Genomic DNA, 14,941 nt, shown 5'->3' with positions numbered 1-14,941 from the left:
TCTGTTAATTCGTTGAATTTATTTTTCTTTTACGATTAACAGGAGTTTTATCATGCGTGCAATTTTTGTCTCTGCGCTTACGGGCGTGCTGTTTTCCCTTATCTCTCTTTCCGTTCAGGCCACCGATCCGTCACCTGCAGCCCAACACTGGCAAGGCCAGGGCGTGGTTCAGGAGATCGCGCCACCCCAAATCATCCTCCAGCATCAGGCCATTCCTGAACTGCAGTGGCCCGCGATGACCATGCCATTTGTGCTGGCGAAAAGCGTGGATACCGCTTCGCTGAAGTCCGGCGATCGCGTCACCTTTACGCTCGAACGCGCGGGTGACGGCTTCCAGATTATCTCCCTGACGCCGCTGCGCTAAGGGAGGAGACCATGAAATATCAGACACTGAGCCTGTGGCTCGGTGGGGTGCTGCTCGGCTTTTTAAGCTCAGCGGTTCAGGCCCAGTCCTGGACGCTCGCGCAAACCCTGACCGAAGCCCAGCGCTATTCTGCGGAGCTTTCTGCCAGCCGCAACGAAGCGCAGGCGCTGGATATGATGGCGGATTCCGCTACTCAGCTGCCCGACCCTAAACTCAAATTCGGCATCGAAAACGTGCCGGTGCAGGGGAGTAATGACCAGCGGTTTACCCGCGAAGGGATGACGATGCAGCGCATTGGCATCATGCAAAGCTACGTGAGTGCGGAAAAGCGGGAGCGTAAATCGCAAACGTTACAGGCCCAGGCACGGGGTGTGGAGGCGAAGTCCGAGGCCATTCGCGCCGCGCTCCAGCGTGATACGGCGCAGGCGTGGCTCGATCTTGCGTTATCAAAGCAGGCACTCGCGACCGCCAAAAATCTGGTGAATGAAACCGAGCGTCAGCAGGGTGTGCAAAAGGCCAGCGTCGGCGCAGGAAGTGCATCGCCCGACAGCGTGCTCTCGCTGCAGATGACCCTAAGTGCGATGCGCGACAAAGTGACGCTCGCGAGCCGGGATGTTCAGCTGGCGCAAAGCCGCCTGTTCCAGCTCACCGGGCAAGCCATTACCGATGTGCAAGGCCCGCTGCCGCGCTATCAACGTTTACCCGCCGACGAAAAGACGCTGGAGGAGGCGATTGTCCGTCATCCGGAAGTGGAGGCCGCGCAGCGCGAGTCGGAAACGGCAAAAGCCCGCTCGGCCCAGTCGGCGATAGCGGCGATCCCCGACGTTGATGTGGAGGTGTTCTACGCCCATCGCGCCGAAGGGTATGACGATATGGCGGGCGTGATGTTTACCGTCGATCTGCCGCTGTTCCAGTCGCGCCGACAGGACAAGGACTATGCCGCCGAGGTGTCGCGATCGATGCAGGCCGTGGATCAGCTGACGTTGATTCAGCGAGAGCATGTCGCGCAGGTGCAGTCGCTGGTGGCGCAATACCAGGCCGCGCAGACCCTGTGGCAGCGCCAGCGCGATGACCTCCTGCCGCTCCAGCATCAACGGCTGGCGGTGCTGGCCGCACAGTACCGTTCCGGGCAGTCGGAACTCCCGGCGCTCCTTGAGGCACGTCGCAGCGTGCTCGACACCGAACTGGCTGCCAATCAGGCCGAGCGCGAGATGGCGCGGACCTGGGCGGCAATTCAATGGCTGATCCCGCAGGACATCACACAATGAAAATACTGACGTTAAGCGCAACCGCACTGGCCGTTTTGCTGGCTGCGGGCGGCGGCTATTACGCGGGGCAGCGCACGATGCATGCCGCTCCCGACGAGGCAAAACCGGCCGAGCGCAAAGTGCTCTACTGGTACGACCCGATGATGCCGGGTCAGCGTTTCGATAAGCCCGGAAAATCGCCTTTCATGGATATGGATCTGGTGCCGCGTTACGCCGACGAAGAGAAAGCGGCGACAGGCGTGGGGATCAGTGCCGAGCAGCAGCAAAACCTCGGGATGAAAACGGGCAAAGTGCAGAAGCGTGTGCTGGCGCAGCCTTTCTCGGCCTATGCGACGGTCTCGACCAATGAACGCAGCCTGACAATTTATCCGGCACCCGCAGCGGGCGTGATCGCAAAACTCTACGTGCGTGCGCAGCAGCAGCAGGTCAAAGCCGGTGAACCGCTGGCAGAGATCTGGGTTCCCCAGTGGACAACGGCGCAGCAGGAGTATCTGGCCGTACGTCAGCTCGGGGACGCGACGCTCACCCGCGCGGCGCGGGAGCGGCTGGCGCTGCAGTTTATGCCGGAAGAGACTATCCGCGCCGTCGAGCGCAGCGGGAAACCGCAAACCCGATTAACCCTGCGCGCCGACCGCGCCGGGTATGTCGTCAAGCTGGACGCGCGGGAAGGGGCGCAGGTGGCGGCCACCGCGCCATTATTTGAGATCGCCGCGCTGGATACGGTCTGGCTGGTTGTGGATTATCCGCAAACCCAGGCGCAATCCCTGACGGTCGGCAGCGAAATGAGTGCCACGTCCGAAAGCTGGCCGGGCGAGCGTTTTCACGGCACCGTCAGCGAACTGCTGCCGCAAATGGAAGCGACCACGCGCACGCTTCAGGCGCGAATCGTACTGGAAAACCCAGGCAATAAACTGAAGCCAGGCATGTTCCTGAATGTTTCTCGCGCAGAGCAAACGCGCGGTGCTGCGGTGCTTGCTGTCCCGGAAGAGGCGGTGATTAACAGCGGTGAATCGCAGCGTGTTTTACTGGCAACGGGCGATGGTTATTTCCGCCCGGTTAAGGTGACAACGGGAATGACGGCTGAAGGCTGGACCGAAATCACCTCTGGCGTGCAGGAGGGCGATACTGTGGTGACCTCCGGGCAATTCCTGATCGACTCGGAAGCGAGCCTGCGCAGCGCGCTGCCGGAGGTGACGCCATGATCGCCGCCGTCATTCGTGCTTCATTACGCAACCGGCTGCTGGTGATCCTCGCAGCCGCGATCATGGCTGGCTGGGGCTGGTGGGCGGTCCAGCGCGCGCCGCTGGACGCGCTGCCGGATCTCTCGGACGTGCAGGTGATCGTCAAAGCCAGCTATCCAGGCAAAGCGCCGCAGGTCATTGAGGATCAGGTGACCTGGCCGCTCACCACTTCGATGCTCTCCGTGCCGGGGCCAAAACCGTGCGCGGTTTTTCAATGTTTGGCGATGCCTATGTCTATGTGCTGTTCGAAGATGGCACCGATCTGTACTGGGCGCGCTCAAGGGTGCTGGAGTATCTGAGCCAGGTGCAGTCACAATTCCCGGCGGGGGTGAAAGTCTCTCTTGGGCCGGATGCGACAGGGGTCGGCTGGATTTATGAATATGCGTTGATCGACCGCACCGGCAAGCACAGCCTCGCCGATTTGCGGGCGCTGCAGGACTGGACCTTAAAGTTTGAGCTTAAAACCGTCCCCAACGTTTCGGAAGTCGCCAGCATCGGCGGCATGGTGCGCCAATATCAGATAGTGGCGTCGCCCGAAAAAATGCGTGCGCTGAATATTACTCACGGTCAGCTGGTGAGTGCCATTCAGGCGGCGAATAAGGAGAGCGGCGGCGCATTGCTGGAGATGGGGGAGGCAGAATACATGGTGCGCACCACCGGTTATCTGCGCTCGCTGGACGATTTCCGCAATGTGGTGCTCACGTCGCGTGACGGCAAACCGGTGCTGCTCAGCGATGTCGCGACGGTGAGCTACGGGCCAGAAATTCGTCGCGGAGTGGCGGAGCTGAACGGTGAAGGCGAAGTGGCGGGCGGCGTGGTGGTGATGCGTTACGGGCAAAATGCGCTGGAAACCATTCATGCTGTGAAAGATAAACTTCAGGCGCTGCAAAAAACGCTGCCGGAAGGGTGGAGATTGTGCCGGTTTACGATCGCTCAACGCTGATTGAAGAGTCGGTCAAAACCCTGACCCATAAACTGCTGGAAGAGTTTGCGGTCGTGGTGCTGGTGTGCGCGTTATTCCTCTTCCATTTCCGCTCGGCGCTGGTGGCGATCGTCTCGTTACCCTTAGGGATTCTGGGGGCGTTCGTGGTGATGCACTACCAGGGCATCAACGCCAATATTATGTCGCTGGGGGGATTGCGATTGCGATTGGCGCGATGGTCGATGCGGCGATTGTGATGATTGAAAACATGCACAAAGTGCTGGAGCAGTGGCGACACGATCATCCGGATCAGGAGCCTACCTCCGGCGATTACTGGCATCTGGCCGAGAGGGCAGCGGTCGAAGTGGGGCCGGCGCTGTTTTGCAGCCTGCTGATTATTACGCTGTCGTTCATCCCGGTCTTTTCCCTCGAAGCGCAGGAGGGCCGCATGTTCTCGCCGCTGGCTTTCACCAAAACCTGGTCGATGGCGGTGGCGGCTGGGCTTGGTATCACGCTGGTTCCGGTGCTGATGGGCTATTTCATTCGCGGCAAAATCCCGGATGAAAAGGCCAACCCAATAAACCGCTTTTTGATTCGGCTGTATGAGCCGCTGCTCGATAACGTTCTGCGCTTTCCCAAAACAACCCTGGCGCTGGCGCTGGTGCTTTTACTGGTGACGCTGTGGCCACTCAGTCGGCTGGGCAGCGAGTTTATGCCGCCGCTCAATGAGGGGGATCTGCTGTATATGCCGTCGACGCTGCCGGGCATTTCAGCGCGGGAGGCCAGTCGTCTGTTGCAGCAAACGGATCGGCTGATTAAGAGCGTTCCGGAAGTTGCGAGCGTGTTTGGTAAAGCCGGACGGGCGGATACGGCAACGGATCCGGCGCCGCTGACCATGATAGAAACCACGATCCACTTTAAGCCGCGCGACCAGTGGCGGCCTGGCATGACGCCTGAAAAACTGGTGGAGGAGCTGGATAAAACCGTCTCGGTCCCAGGTATTGCCAACGTCTGGGTGCCACCGATTCGTAACCGTCTGGACATGCTGGCGACGGGGATCAAGAGTCCGGTGGGGATTAAGGTGAACGGCAACAATATTGCCGATATCGAACGCGTCGCCGGGCAAATTGAGTCGATTGTGAAGCAGGTGCCGGGCGTGACGTCTGCGCTGGCGGAGCGGCTGGCGGGCGGGCGCTATGTCGATATTCGTATCGACCGGCAAAAAGCGGCGCGCTACGGTGTCTCCGTCGATGAGCTGCAGAGTATGGTCTCGACGCTGGTGGGCGGTGACAACATCGGAGAGGTGATTCAGGGGCGCGAGCGCTATCCCATCAACGTGCGCTATCCCCGCGATCTTAGGGATAACGTCGATAAGCTGCGGGTTCTGCCAGTAGTGACGGCAAACGGCAGCCAGATCGCGCTGGGGGAGCTGGCGGATATCCAGGTCACAGAAGGGCCGCCGATGCTGAAAAGCGAGAACGCACGGCTCTCGAACTGGATTTATGTCGACCTGCGCGGGCGGGATTTGAAGTCCGCTGTTGAAGAGATGCAGCAGCACGTCGCCGAACAGGTCACATTGCCGCAGGGTGTTTCTCTTTCGTGGTCCGGGCAATTTGAATATCTGGAACGCGCCACGGAAAAACTGAAACTGGTGCTTCCGGTTACGTTGATGATTATCTTTATTTTGTTGTGGCTGACGTTTAAGCGAATCGCGGATGTCTTATTAATAATGGGGACTTTGCCGTTTGCGCTTATAGGTGGCGTATGGCTGTTGTGGCTGCTGGGATATAATCTTTCCGTCGCGGGTGCTGTCGGATTTATAGCCCTCGCCGGGGTGGCTGCGGAATTCGGCGTTATTATGGTGCTGTATCTCAATCAGGCTCTGGATAAATATCCTGAGGGGGGAAACACGCAACTGATGCGTGCGATTCATGAAGGTGCAGTGCTGCGCTTGCGGCCAAAAGTGATGACGGTTGCCACGATCATGGCGGGATTGCTGCCCATCATGTGGGGCGGCGGAAGCGGCTCTGAGGTGATGCAGCGCATTGCAGCACCGATGATCGGCGGTATGGTCACAGCACCCTTATTATCCATGCTGGTTATTCCCGCTTTGTATAAATTGTTACATAAGCGTTAATTAATCTTTGCGCCCCGATTATTTCGGGGCGTTTTGTTGTTATTCACCAGGAATATTCCCACTTTTGAAAGTAAATAATTCGGATTAAGGGCGATGTTATTCAGTCTTCATTTAATTAATATTTGTTAAAATCGCCCCGAATACGAAAAATGGTAATTTCATTGTGACGATAAGAAATAATATTTTCCTGGTTATGTTGTTTGTTTTTGCTCAGCTCACCTTATCGGCTTCGGCGATGGCAGATGAGAAAGCGGCGGATAAAGGGTGGTTCTCAACCTTCACCGACAACGTAGCGCAGACCTGGAACGAACCTGAGCATTATGACCTGTATGTTCCGGCAATCACCTGGCACGCCCGTTTTGCTTACGACAAAGAGAAAACGGATCGTTACAACGAACGCCCGTGGGGCGCTGGTTTTGGTCAATCCCGCTGGGATGATAAAGGCAACTGGCACGGCCTGTACCTGATGGCGTTTAAAGACTCCTATAACAAATGGGAGCCGATTGGTGGTTACGGTTGGGAGAAGACCTGGCGTCCGCTGGCGGATGACAATTTCCACATGGGCCTGGGGTACACGGCGGGCTTTACGGCGCGTGATAACTGGAAATACATCCCGATACCCGTGCTGCTGCCGCTGGCGTCTATCGGCTACGGTCCGGCCACATTCCAGATGACCTATATTCCGGGTACCTACAACAACGGGAACGTTTACTTCGCCTGGATGCGCTTCCAGTTTTAACTGAAAAAAACCTGTCGATTGGCTGAAAAATGCACGCTTTTTGAATCGTAAAGCACAAACGGCCAGTCGATAAAATTAACGCGACTTTTGTCACTTTTTAACAAAGAACCGCTGGACAAAACGGCCCACAATTGTTGTACTGATACCCGACACAGCATTTGTGTCCATTTTTCATGTAAAGGTAATTTTGATGTCTAAGATTAAAGGTAACGTTAAGTGGTTTAATGAGTCCAAAGGATTCGGTTTCATTACTCCGGAAGATGGCAGCAAAGACGTGTTCGTACACTTCTCTGCAATCCAGACTAATGGTTTCAAAACCCTGGCTGAAGGCCAGCGCGTTGAGTTCGAAATCACTAACGGTGCCAAAGGTCCTTCTGCTGCTAACGTAACTGCTCTGTAATTCGAGCCGTTCAGCAAGAACTCCAAAACCCGCTCATTGAGCGGGTTTTTTTTGTGCTTTTTTAGAGCTAAAACAGATACATTTTCAGAAAGCTGGCGACGATAAGTACGCTCAGTAACATCATGCCTGCGCTCATCACTTTTTCTTTCATCTCATCACCCCTGGTCGATTTGTCGACAAGCGTGACAGAGAAAAATTAAGCTAACATTAATATGCCGGTGATTAGTGCGCGCTGGCGGCAGAAAATAACCAAAATGCGAGCGCGGTCATCGCAAACGAGCCGAGCATGTTGACGGCAATGTTTGTCAGTGCCCAGCCAAAACGCCCGTCCTGGAGCAGAAATACCACTTCAGCCGAGAAGGTGGAAAAGGTCGTTAACCCGCCGCAAAAACCGGTGGTGATCAATAATTTCCACATCGGATCGATGTGCGTCATGCGGTTAAACCACGCTAATCCCATACCAATGATAAACGCGCCGATCAGGTTCGCGGTGAGTGTACCCATCGGAATGGCCTGATGCATGGGGTTAAAACGCATGCTGAGAAACCATCGCGCAACGCTGCCCGTGCCGCCGCCAATAAATACGGCTAAAAGGAGTTGTAACACTGTCAATTCCTGCTATTGAATGAGTCAAAGTATTGAGTGTATCGCTAAGTGAAGCAGGGGGAAAATATGTATGTTGCGGTTGGGCAGTTCGCGGTTAGCCCATTCTGGGAGGAAAACGCCCGGCAGTGTGTCTCATTGATGGCACAAGCGGCGCGTCAGGGAGCCGCGCTGCTGGTTCTCCCGGAGGCGCTTCTGGCTCGTCATGATCAGGACCCGGACCTTTCGGTAAAGTCGGCGCAGCCCCTGGACGGCGGCTTTTTACAGCTGTTGCTGGATGAGAGCCAGCGCAACCGGCTCACCACGGTGCTGACGGTGCATGTCCCGACGACCGAGGGCAGGGCAGCCAATACCCTGGTCGTACTGCGCGAGGGGAAAATCATCGCGGATTACGCCAAGCTCCATCTCTATGATGCGTTTACTGTTCAGGAATCCCGCCTGGTTGATCCCGGCAGCCAGATCCCACCGCTGATAGACGTCGAGGGCATCAAGCTGGGGCTGATGACCTGCTACGATTTACGCTTCCCGGAGATGGCGCTGAACCTGGCGCTGGCGGGGGCGGAAGTCTTGGTGTTGCCCGCCGCGTGGGTCAGAGGGCCGCTCAAAGAGCATCACTGGGCGACGTTATTAACCGCACGTGCGCTGGACACCACCTGCTACATCGTTGCCGCCGGTGAGTGCGGTAATAAGAATATCGGCCAGAGCCGGATTGTTGATCCCCTGGGCGTGACGATTGCGGCAGCGGGTGAAGCGCCTGGCCTCTTCATGGCCGAGATAGATCCTGAGCGAATCGCGCAGGCGCGGCGGCAATTACCGGTTCTGACCAACCGACGGTTTGCGCCACCGCAATTAATGTGATGTTTTTTTCATCAGAGCTTGATTCACCTTGTTACAGATTGCTATTGTGTGCGCGCGTCGAATGTCCGTTAATAACATCAGGTTTTCTGGCGCTGTTTGCAGCCTGTTTTAAGTGAAGAAGGTATCTATGGGTGAGATTAGTATTACTAAACTGCTGGTGGTTGCGGCGCTGGTCGTCCTGCTGTTTGGTACCAAGAAGTTACGTACTCTGGGCGGAGACCTGGGTACAGCCATTAAAGGCTTCAAAAAAGCGATGAACGATGACGACACCACTGCTAAGAAAACGGCAGAGGGCGACGTCCCGGCTGAGAAGCTGTCGCACAAAGAGTAATGGCACTGTCCTTCCAGTTCTCTGGAAAGAAAAAAACCGGCGTAATAGCCGGTTTTTTTATGGGTGAAGTGTAATAAATTATTACTTCACTTCTTCGCCTTTCGCCTGCATATCCGCATGGTATGAAGAGCGAACGAATGGACCACAAGCCGCGTGGGTAAAGCCCATCGCCATCGCTTCGGCTTTCATTTCATCGAACTCATCCGGACTGACGTAGCGCTGTACCGGCAGGTGATGACGGCTAGGCTGCAGATACTGACCCAGGGTCAGCATCGTCACGCCATGGCGGCGCAGATCGCGCATCACTTCAATAATTTCGGCATTGGTTTCGCCCAGACCGACCATCAAGCCAGATTTGGTTGGAATGTGCGGATGCGCTTCTTTAAAGCGTTCCAGCAGCTTCAGTGACCAGTTGTAGTCTGCGCCCGGACGCACCTGACGGTAAACGCGCGGCACGTTTTCCAGGTTGTGGTTGAACACATCCGGTGGCGTGGCGGTAAGAATATCCAGCGCGCGATCCATACGACCACGGAAATCGGGCACCAGCGTTTCAATCTTAATGTTCGGGCTTTTCTCACGGATGGCGGTAATGCAATCTGCAAAGTGCTGCGCACCGCCGTCGCGGAGATCGTCACGGTCAACGGAGGTAATCACCACGTAACGCAATGCCATGTCGGCAATGGTCTGGGCCAGCTTCAGCGGCTCGTTGGCGTCAGGGGCGACCGGGCGACCGTGTGCCACGTCGCAGAACGGGCAGCGACGGGTGCAAATCGCGCCCAGAATCATGAAGGTGGCCGTACCGTGGTTGAAACATTCCGCAAGGTTCGGGCAAGACGCTTCTTCACAGACAGAGTGAAGGCCGTTCTTACGCATCGCCGCTTTGATACCCTGAATGCGTGACGAGTCAGCCGGAAGTTTGATTTTCATCCATTCCGGTTTTCTTAACAGCGCTTCGCGCTCCGTAACCACGTTTTTAACCGGGATAAGGGCCATTTTATCGGCGTCGCGGTACTTAACACCGCGTTCCATCACAATGGGTTTACTCATAGCGTGCGTGTTCCAGTTGCGAAATTCGAGGGAAAGCGTTTCAATTCAAGGGAATGTTGTATTTATCAACTATTTTTGAACGAACGACAGGCAGTATATCATTGATAAGGGCGATAAAGCAGCCTGTGAGGTCGCCAAATTGTAAAATAGTTGTTGTTTTGTGCCCTTTGTCCCCTGCGGGGCAGGGGCTTGCGCTGGAAGGGGCTTTAAAACGCCTGACGGATAATGTTAATCACGTTTTCCAGAACCGGGTCGCGCAGGCTCAGTTTATTGTAATGCAGCGCAATCTCAATAGATTCAGCATTTAGCGGCGCGTAGGGGATCTGTTCCAGCGGCCAGCACTGGCGCAGCAAGTTATAAAGGCGCGAAGGCATAATGGTGATCATGTCGCTGTTGCCCACCAGCGCCGCAATCGTAAACATATTGTAACTGCTGAAGTTCACCAGGCGATCCGGGAACAGTTCGTTAACGCGCTGGTGCAGCTGATTCAGGTTGTGCCCGTCATTCATGAACAGGGCGTACTCATATTCACGCAGATTTTCAGCCGTTGCCGTCTGGCTGAGGGCCGGATGATTTTTGCGACATACCAGCAGCAGCCCGTCGGCGTAAAGCACGCTGTGAGCCAGCGACCGTGCGCCAAAAGCATTGCTGTCGATAATCAGGTCAGTCTGGAACTGCGCGAGCTGGGTTTCCGTGTCGTTAACCGGAATATTGCGCAGCATCAGCTGCGGGGCTTCACGCTTAACCGCCTGATAGATAATCGGCAAGACCATCGCGCCGACGGAAGGCGACGTGCCTATCGTAATGGTGCGTTGTTTGTCATAGCTGCCAGTGAGATCCAGTGCACCGAGAATCGACTCCAGCCCCTGGCTGATGTACTCGTGAAGGTGCGTGGCGTAAGCGGTAGGGGTGACACCCTGACCTTTACGAATAAACAGCGGGTCAGGAAATATAGCGCGCAATTTCTGAATTGACTGGCTAATTGCTGAGGGGGTGAGATTAAGAATTTTCGCAGCATTAACGATACCCTTATGGACATATACGGCCTCAAAGATCGTCAATAAATTGAGGTCAATATTACGTAAAGTCCGAAAAACTTGCGGCTTGTCCTGACCGCCTGGCTCATTCAGTCGTTTAGCCGGTAAATTATTATAATCCACGCTGTCACTCCGTATTCATTCACAATATGAATGATAGTTGAATTTATATATTGTGCTTGTAGTGATTGGTAAAGTATTTTGTGGATGTCAATTGTTTAGGGAAATCAACTAACTGTGTAATTTTCAATCAAATGAAGGCCAGTTCGCAAGGTGGTATTCACGTACTGAAATTAAACGCAGCAAAATATGTGAACCTGCTCAAGCGCTTCGAAAATATAGAAACTATGGATTATTGTAAAGCGTAAATGCGGTAAATACGCGAAGGTCCATAAAATAAATGGACCATCATGTATAATATATTAAGCGGGAATATATTCGTGTGGTGGATTGTTTAGCAGCGCTAAAAGATTACTTACCAGCGACGGGCGAATAATATCTGGGGTGACATTTTCTACCCATTGGTGCATTTGGGTCATTTCCATTCCCGCATAACCACACGGATTGATGCGCAGGAAAGGCGAAAGATCCATATTGATATTGAGCGCAAGGCCGTGGAATGAGCAGCCCTTACGGATGCGCAACCCGAGCGAACAGATCTTCATCTCCCCGACATACACCCCCGGCGCATCGGCACGCGGATGGGCATCGATGCCGTATTCTGCCAGCGTATCCACTACGGTTTGCTCCAGCAGCGTGACCAGTTCGCGTACCCCGAGTTTGCGGCGTTTCAGATTCAGCAGGACATACATCACTTGCTGACCTGGTCCGTGGTAGGTCACTTGCCCGCCGCGATCGCTTTGAATAACCGGGATATCACCGGGAACCAGTACATGCTCTGCTTTACCTGCCTGCCCCTGGGTGAAAACCGGCAGGTGTTCGACCAGCCAGATCTCATCGGGCGTGTTGTCATCGCGTGAGTCAGTGAAATCATGCATAGCCTGAGAGACAGGCTCATAAGGTTGCAGCCCAAGATGGCGGACAAGAATTTTATCCTGATACAAAACAGCAACTCCGGGGGAGGTAGCGAGAAAAGGGTATGGGGAGTATATCACAGAGAGGGGAGCGGGTTACCCGGCAAAGCGGGTAACCACGAGGGGACTACAGCACCATACGGACGATTTCGATATTGCCGAGCTCTTCGTACAGGGTTTCGACCTGCTCAATATGCGTGGCAGTAATGGTGATGGAAACCGAGTGGTAGTTGCCCTTGCTGCTTGGTTTTACCGTCGGAGAGTAGTCACCCGGCGCATGGCGCTGTACCACTTCAACCACCTGGTCAACCAGCTCCGGCAACGCCTGACCCATTACTTTGTAAGTAAACGGGGTAGGGAATTCAAGCAGTTCGTTAAGTTTGGTTTTCATGTCAGCTCCGGCATTACATCAAAAAAATAATAACTCCCACGTGAAGGTGGGAGTTATCAGGATACCTAGTATATGGGGATCAAAATCACACTTTCAAGTGTTCAATTTTTAACCAAACCAGTGATGGAACATCAATTTAATGTAATCAATGATTTTGCCGAAGAAATTGCCTTCAGGAATTTCATCCAGCACCACCAGGGGACGCTGATCGATGGTTTTACCGTCGAGCTGGAAGTTGATGGTTCCCACCACCTGGTTCTTCTGCAGCGGCGCGTGAAGTTCGCTAGTGTTCAGCACGTAGCTGGCTTTCAGGTCTTTCATGCGACCACGAGGAATGGTCAGGTACAGATCTTTATCTACGCCCAGGGATGCGCGGTCGTTGTCGCCAAACCACACTGGCTCTGACGCAAATTCTTTACCGGCTTTCAGCGGATTCACGGTTTCGAAGAAACGGAAGCCCCAGGTCAGCAGTTTTTTACTTTCCGTTTCACGGCCTTTAAAGGTACGACCGCCCATCACCGCGGAGATCAGACGCATCTGGCCTTCAGTCGCGGAGGCCACCAGGTTGTAGCCTGCTTTATCCGTATGGCCGGTTTTGATGCCGTCGACGTTCAGGCTGTTATCCCACAGCAGACCGTTACGGTTGGTCTGGCGGATGCCGTTAAAGGTGAACTCTTTTTCTTTATAGATGGTGTATTCGTTCGGCACGTCACGAATCAGCGCCTGGCCAATCAGCGCCATATCACGTGCGGAGCTGTACTGACCGTCTGCGTCCAGGCCGTGTACGGTCTGGAAGTGGCTGTTTTTCAAGCCCAGCGCGGAAACGTAGCTGTTCATCAGGCCGACAAAGGCGTCCTGGCTACCGGCGGCGAAATCGGCCATGGCCACACAGGCGTCGTTACCGGACTGCAGGTTAATGCCACGGATCAGCTGAGAAACGGGAACCTGCATCCCTGGTTTCAGGAACATCAGAGAAGAGCCTTTAAACACCGGGTTACCGGTCGCCCAGGCATCGTTACCCACGGTGACCAGGTCAGTCTCTTTGAATTTACCCGCTTTCATCGCCTGGCCGATGACGTAGCTGGTCATCATTTTAGTCAGGCTCGCAGGGTCACGGCGCGAATCAGCGTTCTGTTCTGCCAGCACTTTGCCGGAGTTGTAGTCGATCAGGATGTAAGATTCCGCGTCAATTTGCGGAACGCCAGGGATCATGGTCTTGATATTCAGGTCATCGGCGTGAGCGGCTGAGAGAGCGGCTGCGCAAAGGGCCGTGGTCAGCGCCATGCGCTGCAAGAATCGAGCGGAGAGAGTGGTCTTCATGGTCAGAACTACGACATCCGTGATGGAATTAAAAAAAGTGCCTTACTATAGCAAATGCTATACAGGCAGGCATCCGACTTTCAGCATGAGATTGTGAACGTTGGTTACACAAACTGACAATTCGGATACCGCCGATTCATTACTTCGCAACAGCGATAAACGACTGTAACTGCGCTTCGTTTTGCAAACGCTGCTGCAACGACGCGGCCTGCGATTTGCTGGCAAAAGGCCCCATCTGGATACGCCAGACGGCACCGTTTTGTTCAACGCGGCCAGGTACGCCAAATTTCTGGCTCAGCTGCTGCTGATACTGCTGCGCACGCGCTTGATCGCTTACCGCACCGACCTGAACCACAAAATTGCCGCTGGCAGAAGTTGCCGCTGGCGGCGTCACCGCGGCAGGCGCGGTCACCGGCGCTGGCTGAGTGACAGGTGTGGCCGCAACGGGGGCTGGCGTTGGCTCACTGCCTTCCAGCACGCCGGAGGCCAGCGGTGTCGCTGCGCCCAGGAAACCGCTGCTGCTCACCGGTGCACCGGTGGAGTCGTCACTTTTCAGCGTATCGTTGCTGATGGCGCGCACATTATCCGGTGGCGTGGTGTCTTGCGGCAGGGAAGAGGCGCTCCCCATTCCACCGTTTAAATCCGGACGAGCGGGCAGGGCATAGGTCTGTTTGGCGACGGTCGTACACACGGTACCAGGGCCAGACAGCGTGCCGTCCTGCGCCACGATAATCGGATCGATGCGGACTTTAGTATTGTTGGAGGTATTCAGACGATCGGCTGCCGCGCGGGAGAGTGAAATCACGCGATCGTTACCGTAAGGGCCACGATCGTTAATGCGCACCACAATCATGCGGCCATTCGCCAGGTTAGTGACGCGCACATAGCTTGGGATAGGCAGCGTCGGGTGCGCGGCTGTGATCTGCGCCGGGTCGAAGGTCTCGCCAGAGGCGGTCAGGTTGCTGCCTGGCTCCGCGTCATAGATGGCGGCAAAACCGGCCTGACTGAAACGGGACGGGTCCTGAACGATCTTATAGCTCTTGCCGTCGCGTTCGTAATTCTGATTGGCGCCCGCGTTCAGCGGCTCATAAATCGGGTCCGCGCCACTGATTTCAACCACCGGACCGTTACAGACCGCAGGCTGCGGCGGCGCGATGGTTGCCTGTTGCTGACCATCATCACTTGAACAAGCTGCAAGTAAACTTGCTGCGATGCAGATACCCAGCCACTGCTTACGCATGGCGATCCC

General features: G+C 55.1%; 14 protein-coding genes and 1 pseudogene. 8 read left to right on the top strand and 7 right to left on the bottom strand.

The window, feature by feature from the left end; all coding sequences use genetic code 11:
* Positions 1–52: 52 nt before the first annotated feature.
* From DAI21_RS20690 to cspE, 6 genes and pseudogenes are all read left to right on the top strand, one after another.
* Positions 53–364, top strand: coding sequence for a copper-binding protein (locus DAI21_RS20690; protein ID WP_107704053.1), 312 nt, complete (start codon positions 53–55; stop codon positions 362–364).
* Between the two features lie 11 nt (positions 365–375).
* Positions 376–1,632 (top strand): TolC family protein, encoded by a 1,257-nt coding sequence (locus DAI21_RS20685; RefSeq protein WP_107704052.1) that lies wholly within the window; start codon positions 376–378, stop codon positions 1,630–1,632.
* Positions 1,629–2,834, top strand: a complete 1,206-nt coding sequence (locus tag DAI21_RS20680; RefSeq protein WP_107704051.1) for an efflux RND transporter periplasmic adaptor subunit — start codon at positions 1,629–1,631, stop codon at positions 2,832–2,834. The genes DAI21_RS20685 and DAI21_RS20680 overlap by 4 nt, the downstream gene beginning before the upstream one ends.
* Positions 2,831–5,932: pseudogene (locus DAI21_RS20675) on the top strand (efflux RND transporter permease subunit). The gene DAI21_RS20680 and the pseudogene DAI21_RS20675 overlap by 4 nt, the downstream one beginning before the upstream one ends.
* Positions 5,933–6,125: 193 nt before the next feature.
* Positions 6,126–6,671, top strand: coding sequence for a lipid IV(A) palmitoyltransferase PagP (gene pagP / locus DAI21_RS20670; protein WP_100777236.1), 546 nt, complete (start codon positions 6,126–6,128; stop codon positions 6,669–6,671).
* A 190-nt stretch (positions 6,672–6,861) separates the two neighbouring features.
* Positions 6,862–7,071, top strand: coding sequence for a transcription antiterminator/RNA stability regulator CspE (gene cspE / locus DAI21_RS20665; protein WP_000034826.1), 210 nt, complete (start codon positions 6,862–6,864; stop codon positions 7,069–7,071).
* Between the two features lie 222 nt (positions 7,072–7,293).
* Here cspE and crcB read toward each other — a convergent pair whose 3' ends face one another.
* Positions 7,294–7,677, bottom strand: a complete 384-nt coding sequence (crcB, locus tag DAI21_RS20660; RefSeq protein ID WP_100777235.1) for a fluoride efflux transporter CrcB — start codon at positions 7,675–7,677, stop codon at positions 7,294–7,296.
* Between the two features lie 66 nt (positions 7,678–7,743).
* Between crcB and DAI21_RS20655 the strand changes: the two genes are divergently transcribed.
* Together DAI21_RS20655 and tatE are read left to right on the top strand one after the other, a co-directional pair.
* Positions 7,744–8,532, top strand: a complete 789-nt coding sequence (locus DAI21_RS20655; RefSeq protein WP_107704050.1) for a deaminated glutathione amidase — start codon at positions 7,744–7,746, stop codon at positions 8,530–8,532.
* Positions 8,533–8,659: 127 nt separating this feature from the next.
* Complete coding sequence (gene tatE / locus DAI21_RS20650; RefSeq protein ID WP_100777233.1) at positions 8,660–8,863, top strand: twin-arginine translocase subunit TatE; 204 nt, start codon at positions 8,660–8,662, stop codon at positions 8,861–8,863.
* A gap of 81 nt (positions 8,864–8,944) precedes the next feature.
* On the opposite strand, the gene lipA is transcribed toward tatE, so the two are convergent.
* The 6 genes from lipA to rlpA form a co-directional block, all read right to left on the bottom strand.
* Positions 8,945–9,910 (bottom strand): lipoyl synthase, encoded by a 966-nt coding sequence (gene lipA, locus DAI21_RS20645; RefSeq protein WP_102104176.1) that lies wholly within the window; start codon positions 9,908–9,910, stop codon positions 8,945–8,947.
* A 206-nt stretch (positions 9,911–10,116) separates the two neighbouring features.
* On the bottom strand, positions 10,117–11,070 hold the full coding sequence (locus tag DAI21_RS20640) for a YbeF family transcriptional regulator (RefSeq protein WP_107704049.1): 954 nt from the start codon (positions 11,068–11,070) through the stop codon (positions 10,117–10,119).
* 299 nt (positions 11,071–11,369) lie between these two features.
* The gene (lipB, locus tag DAI21_RS20635; protein WP_107704048.1) at positions 11,370–12,011 is read right to left on the bottom strand and encodes a lipoyl(octanoyl) transferase LipB; all 642 of its coding nucleotides are present in this window, start codon (positions 12,009–12,011) and stop codon (positions 11,370–11,372) included.
* A gap of 97 nt (positions 12,012–12,108) precedes the next feature.
* Complete coding sequence (ybeD, locus tag DAI21_RS20630) at positions 12,109–12,372, bottom strand: DUF493 family protein YbeD (RefSeq protein WP_095281214.1); 264 nt, start codon at positions 12,370–12,372, stop codon at positions 12,109–12,111.
* Positions 12,373–12,480: 108 nt separating this feature from the next.
* Positions 12,481–13,692, bottom strand: a complete 1,212-nt coding sequence (gene dacA, locus DAI21_RS20625; protein ID WP_095281215.1) for a D-alanyl-D-alanine carboxypeptidase DacA — start codon at positions 13,690–13,692, stop codon at positions 12,481–12,483.
* A 139-nt stretch (positions 13,693–13,831) separates the two neighbouring features.
* Positions 13,832–14,932 carry an endolytic peptidoglycan transglycosylase RlpA gene (gene rlpA / locus DAI21_RS20620; RefSeq protein WP_107704047.1) on the bottom strand — a complete coding sequence of 367 codons (1,101 nt, stop codon included), beginning with the start codon at positions 14,930–14,932 and terminating at the stop codon, positions 13,832–13,834.
* Positions 14,933–14,941: the final 9 nt, after the last annotated feature.

Source organism: Lelliottia sp. WB101, assembly GCF_003051885.1.
GTDB classification, from domain to species: Bacteria; Pseudomonadota; Gammaproteobacteria; order Enterobacterales; family Enterobacteriaceae; genus Enterobacter; species Enterobacter nimipressuralis.
This window is presented reverse-complemented; position numbering and strand designations above follow the sequence as displayed.

Bases quoted from the DNA above. Each gene is read 5' to 3' on its own strand.
- DAI21_RS20690 (WP_107704053.1), top strand. From the start codon at position 53: ATGCGTGCAATTTTTGTCTCTGCGCTTACGGGCGTGCTGTTTTCCCTT.
- DAI21_RS20685 (WP_107704052.1), top strand. From the start codon at position 376: ATGAAATATCAGACACTGAGCCTGTGGCTCGGTGGGGTGCTGCTCGGC.
- DAI21_RS20680 (WP_107704051.1), top strand. From the start codon at position 1,629: ATGAAAATACTGACGTTAAGCGCAACCGCACTGGCCGTTTTGCTGGCT.
- pagP (WP_100777236.1), top strand. From the start codon at position 6,126: ATGTTGTTTGTTTTTGCTCAGCTCACCTTATCGGCTTCGGCGATGGCA.
- cspE (WP_000034826.1), top strand. From the start codon at position 6,862: ATGTCTAAGATTAAAGGTAACGTTAAGTGGTTTAATGAGTCCAAAGGA.
- DAI21_RS20655 (WP_107704050.1), top strand. From the start codon at position 7,744: ATGTATGTTGCGGTTGGGCAGTTCGCGGTTAGCCCATTCTGGGAGGAA.
- tatE (WP_100777233.1), top strand. From the start codon at position 8,660: ATGGGTGAGATTAGTATTACTAAACTGCTGGTGGTTGCGGCGCTGGTC.
- lipA (WP_102104176.1), bottom strand. From the start codon at position 9,910: ATGAGTAAACCCATTGTGATGGAACGCGGTGTTAAGTACCGCGACGCC.
- ybeD (WP_095281214.1), bottom strand. From the start codon at position 12,372: ATGAAAACCAAACTTAACGAACTGCTTGAATTCCCTACCCCGTTTACT.
- dacA (WP_095281215.1), bottom strand. From the start codon at position 13,692: ATGAAGACCACTCTCTCCGCTCGATTCTTGCAGCGCATGGCGCTGACC.
- rlpA (WP_107704047.1), bottom strand. From the start codon at position 14,932: ATGCGTAAGCAGTGGCTGGGTATCTGCATCGCAGCAAGTTTACTTGCA.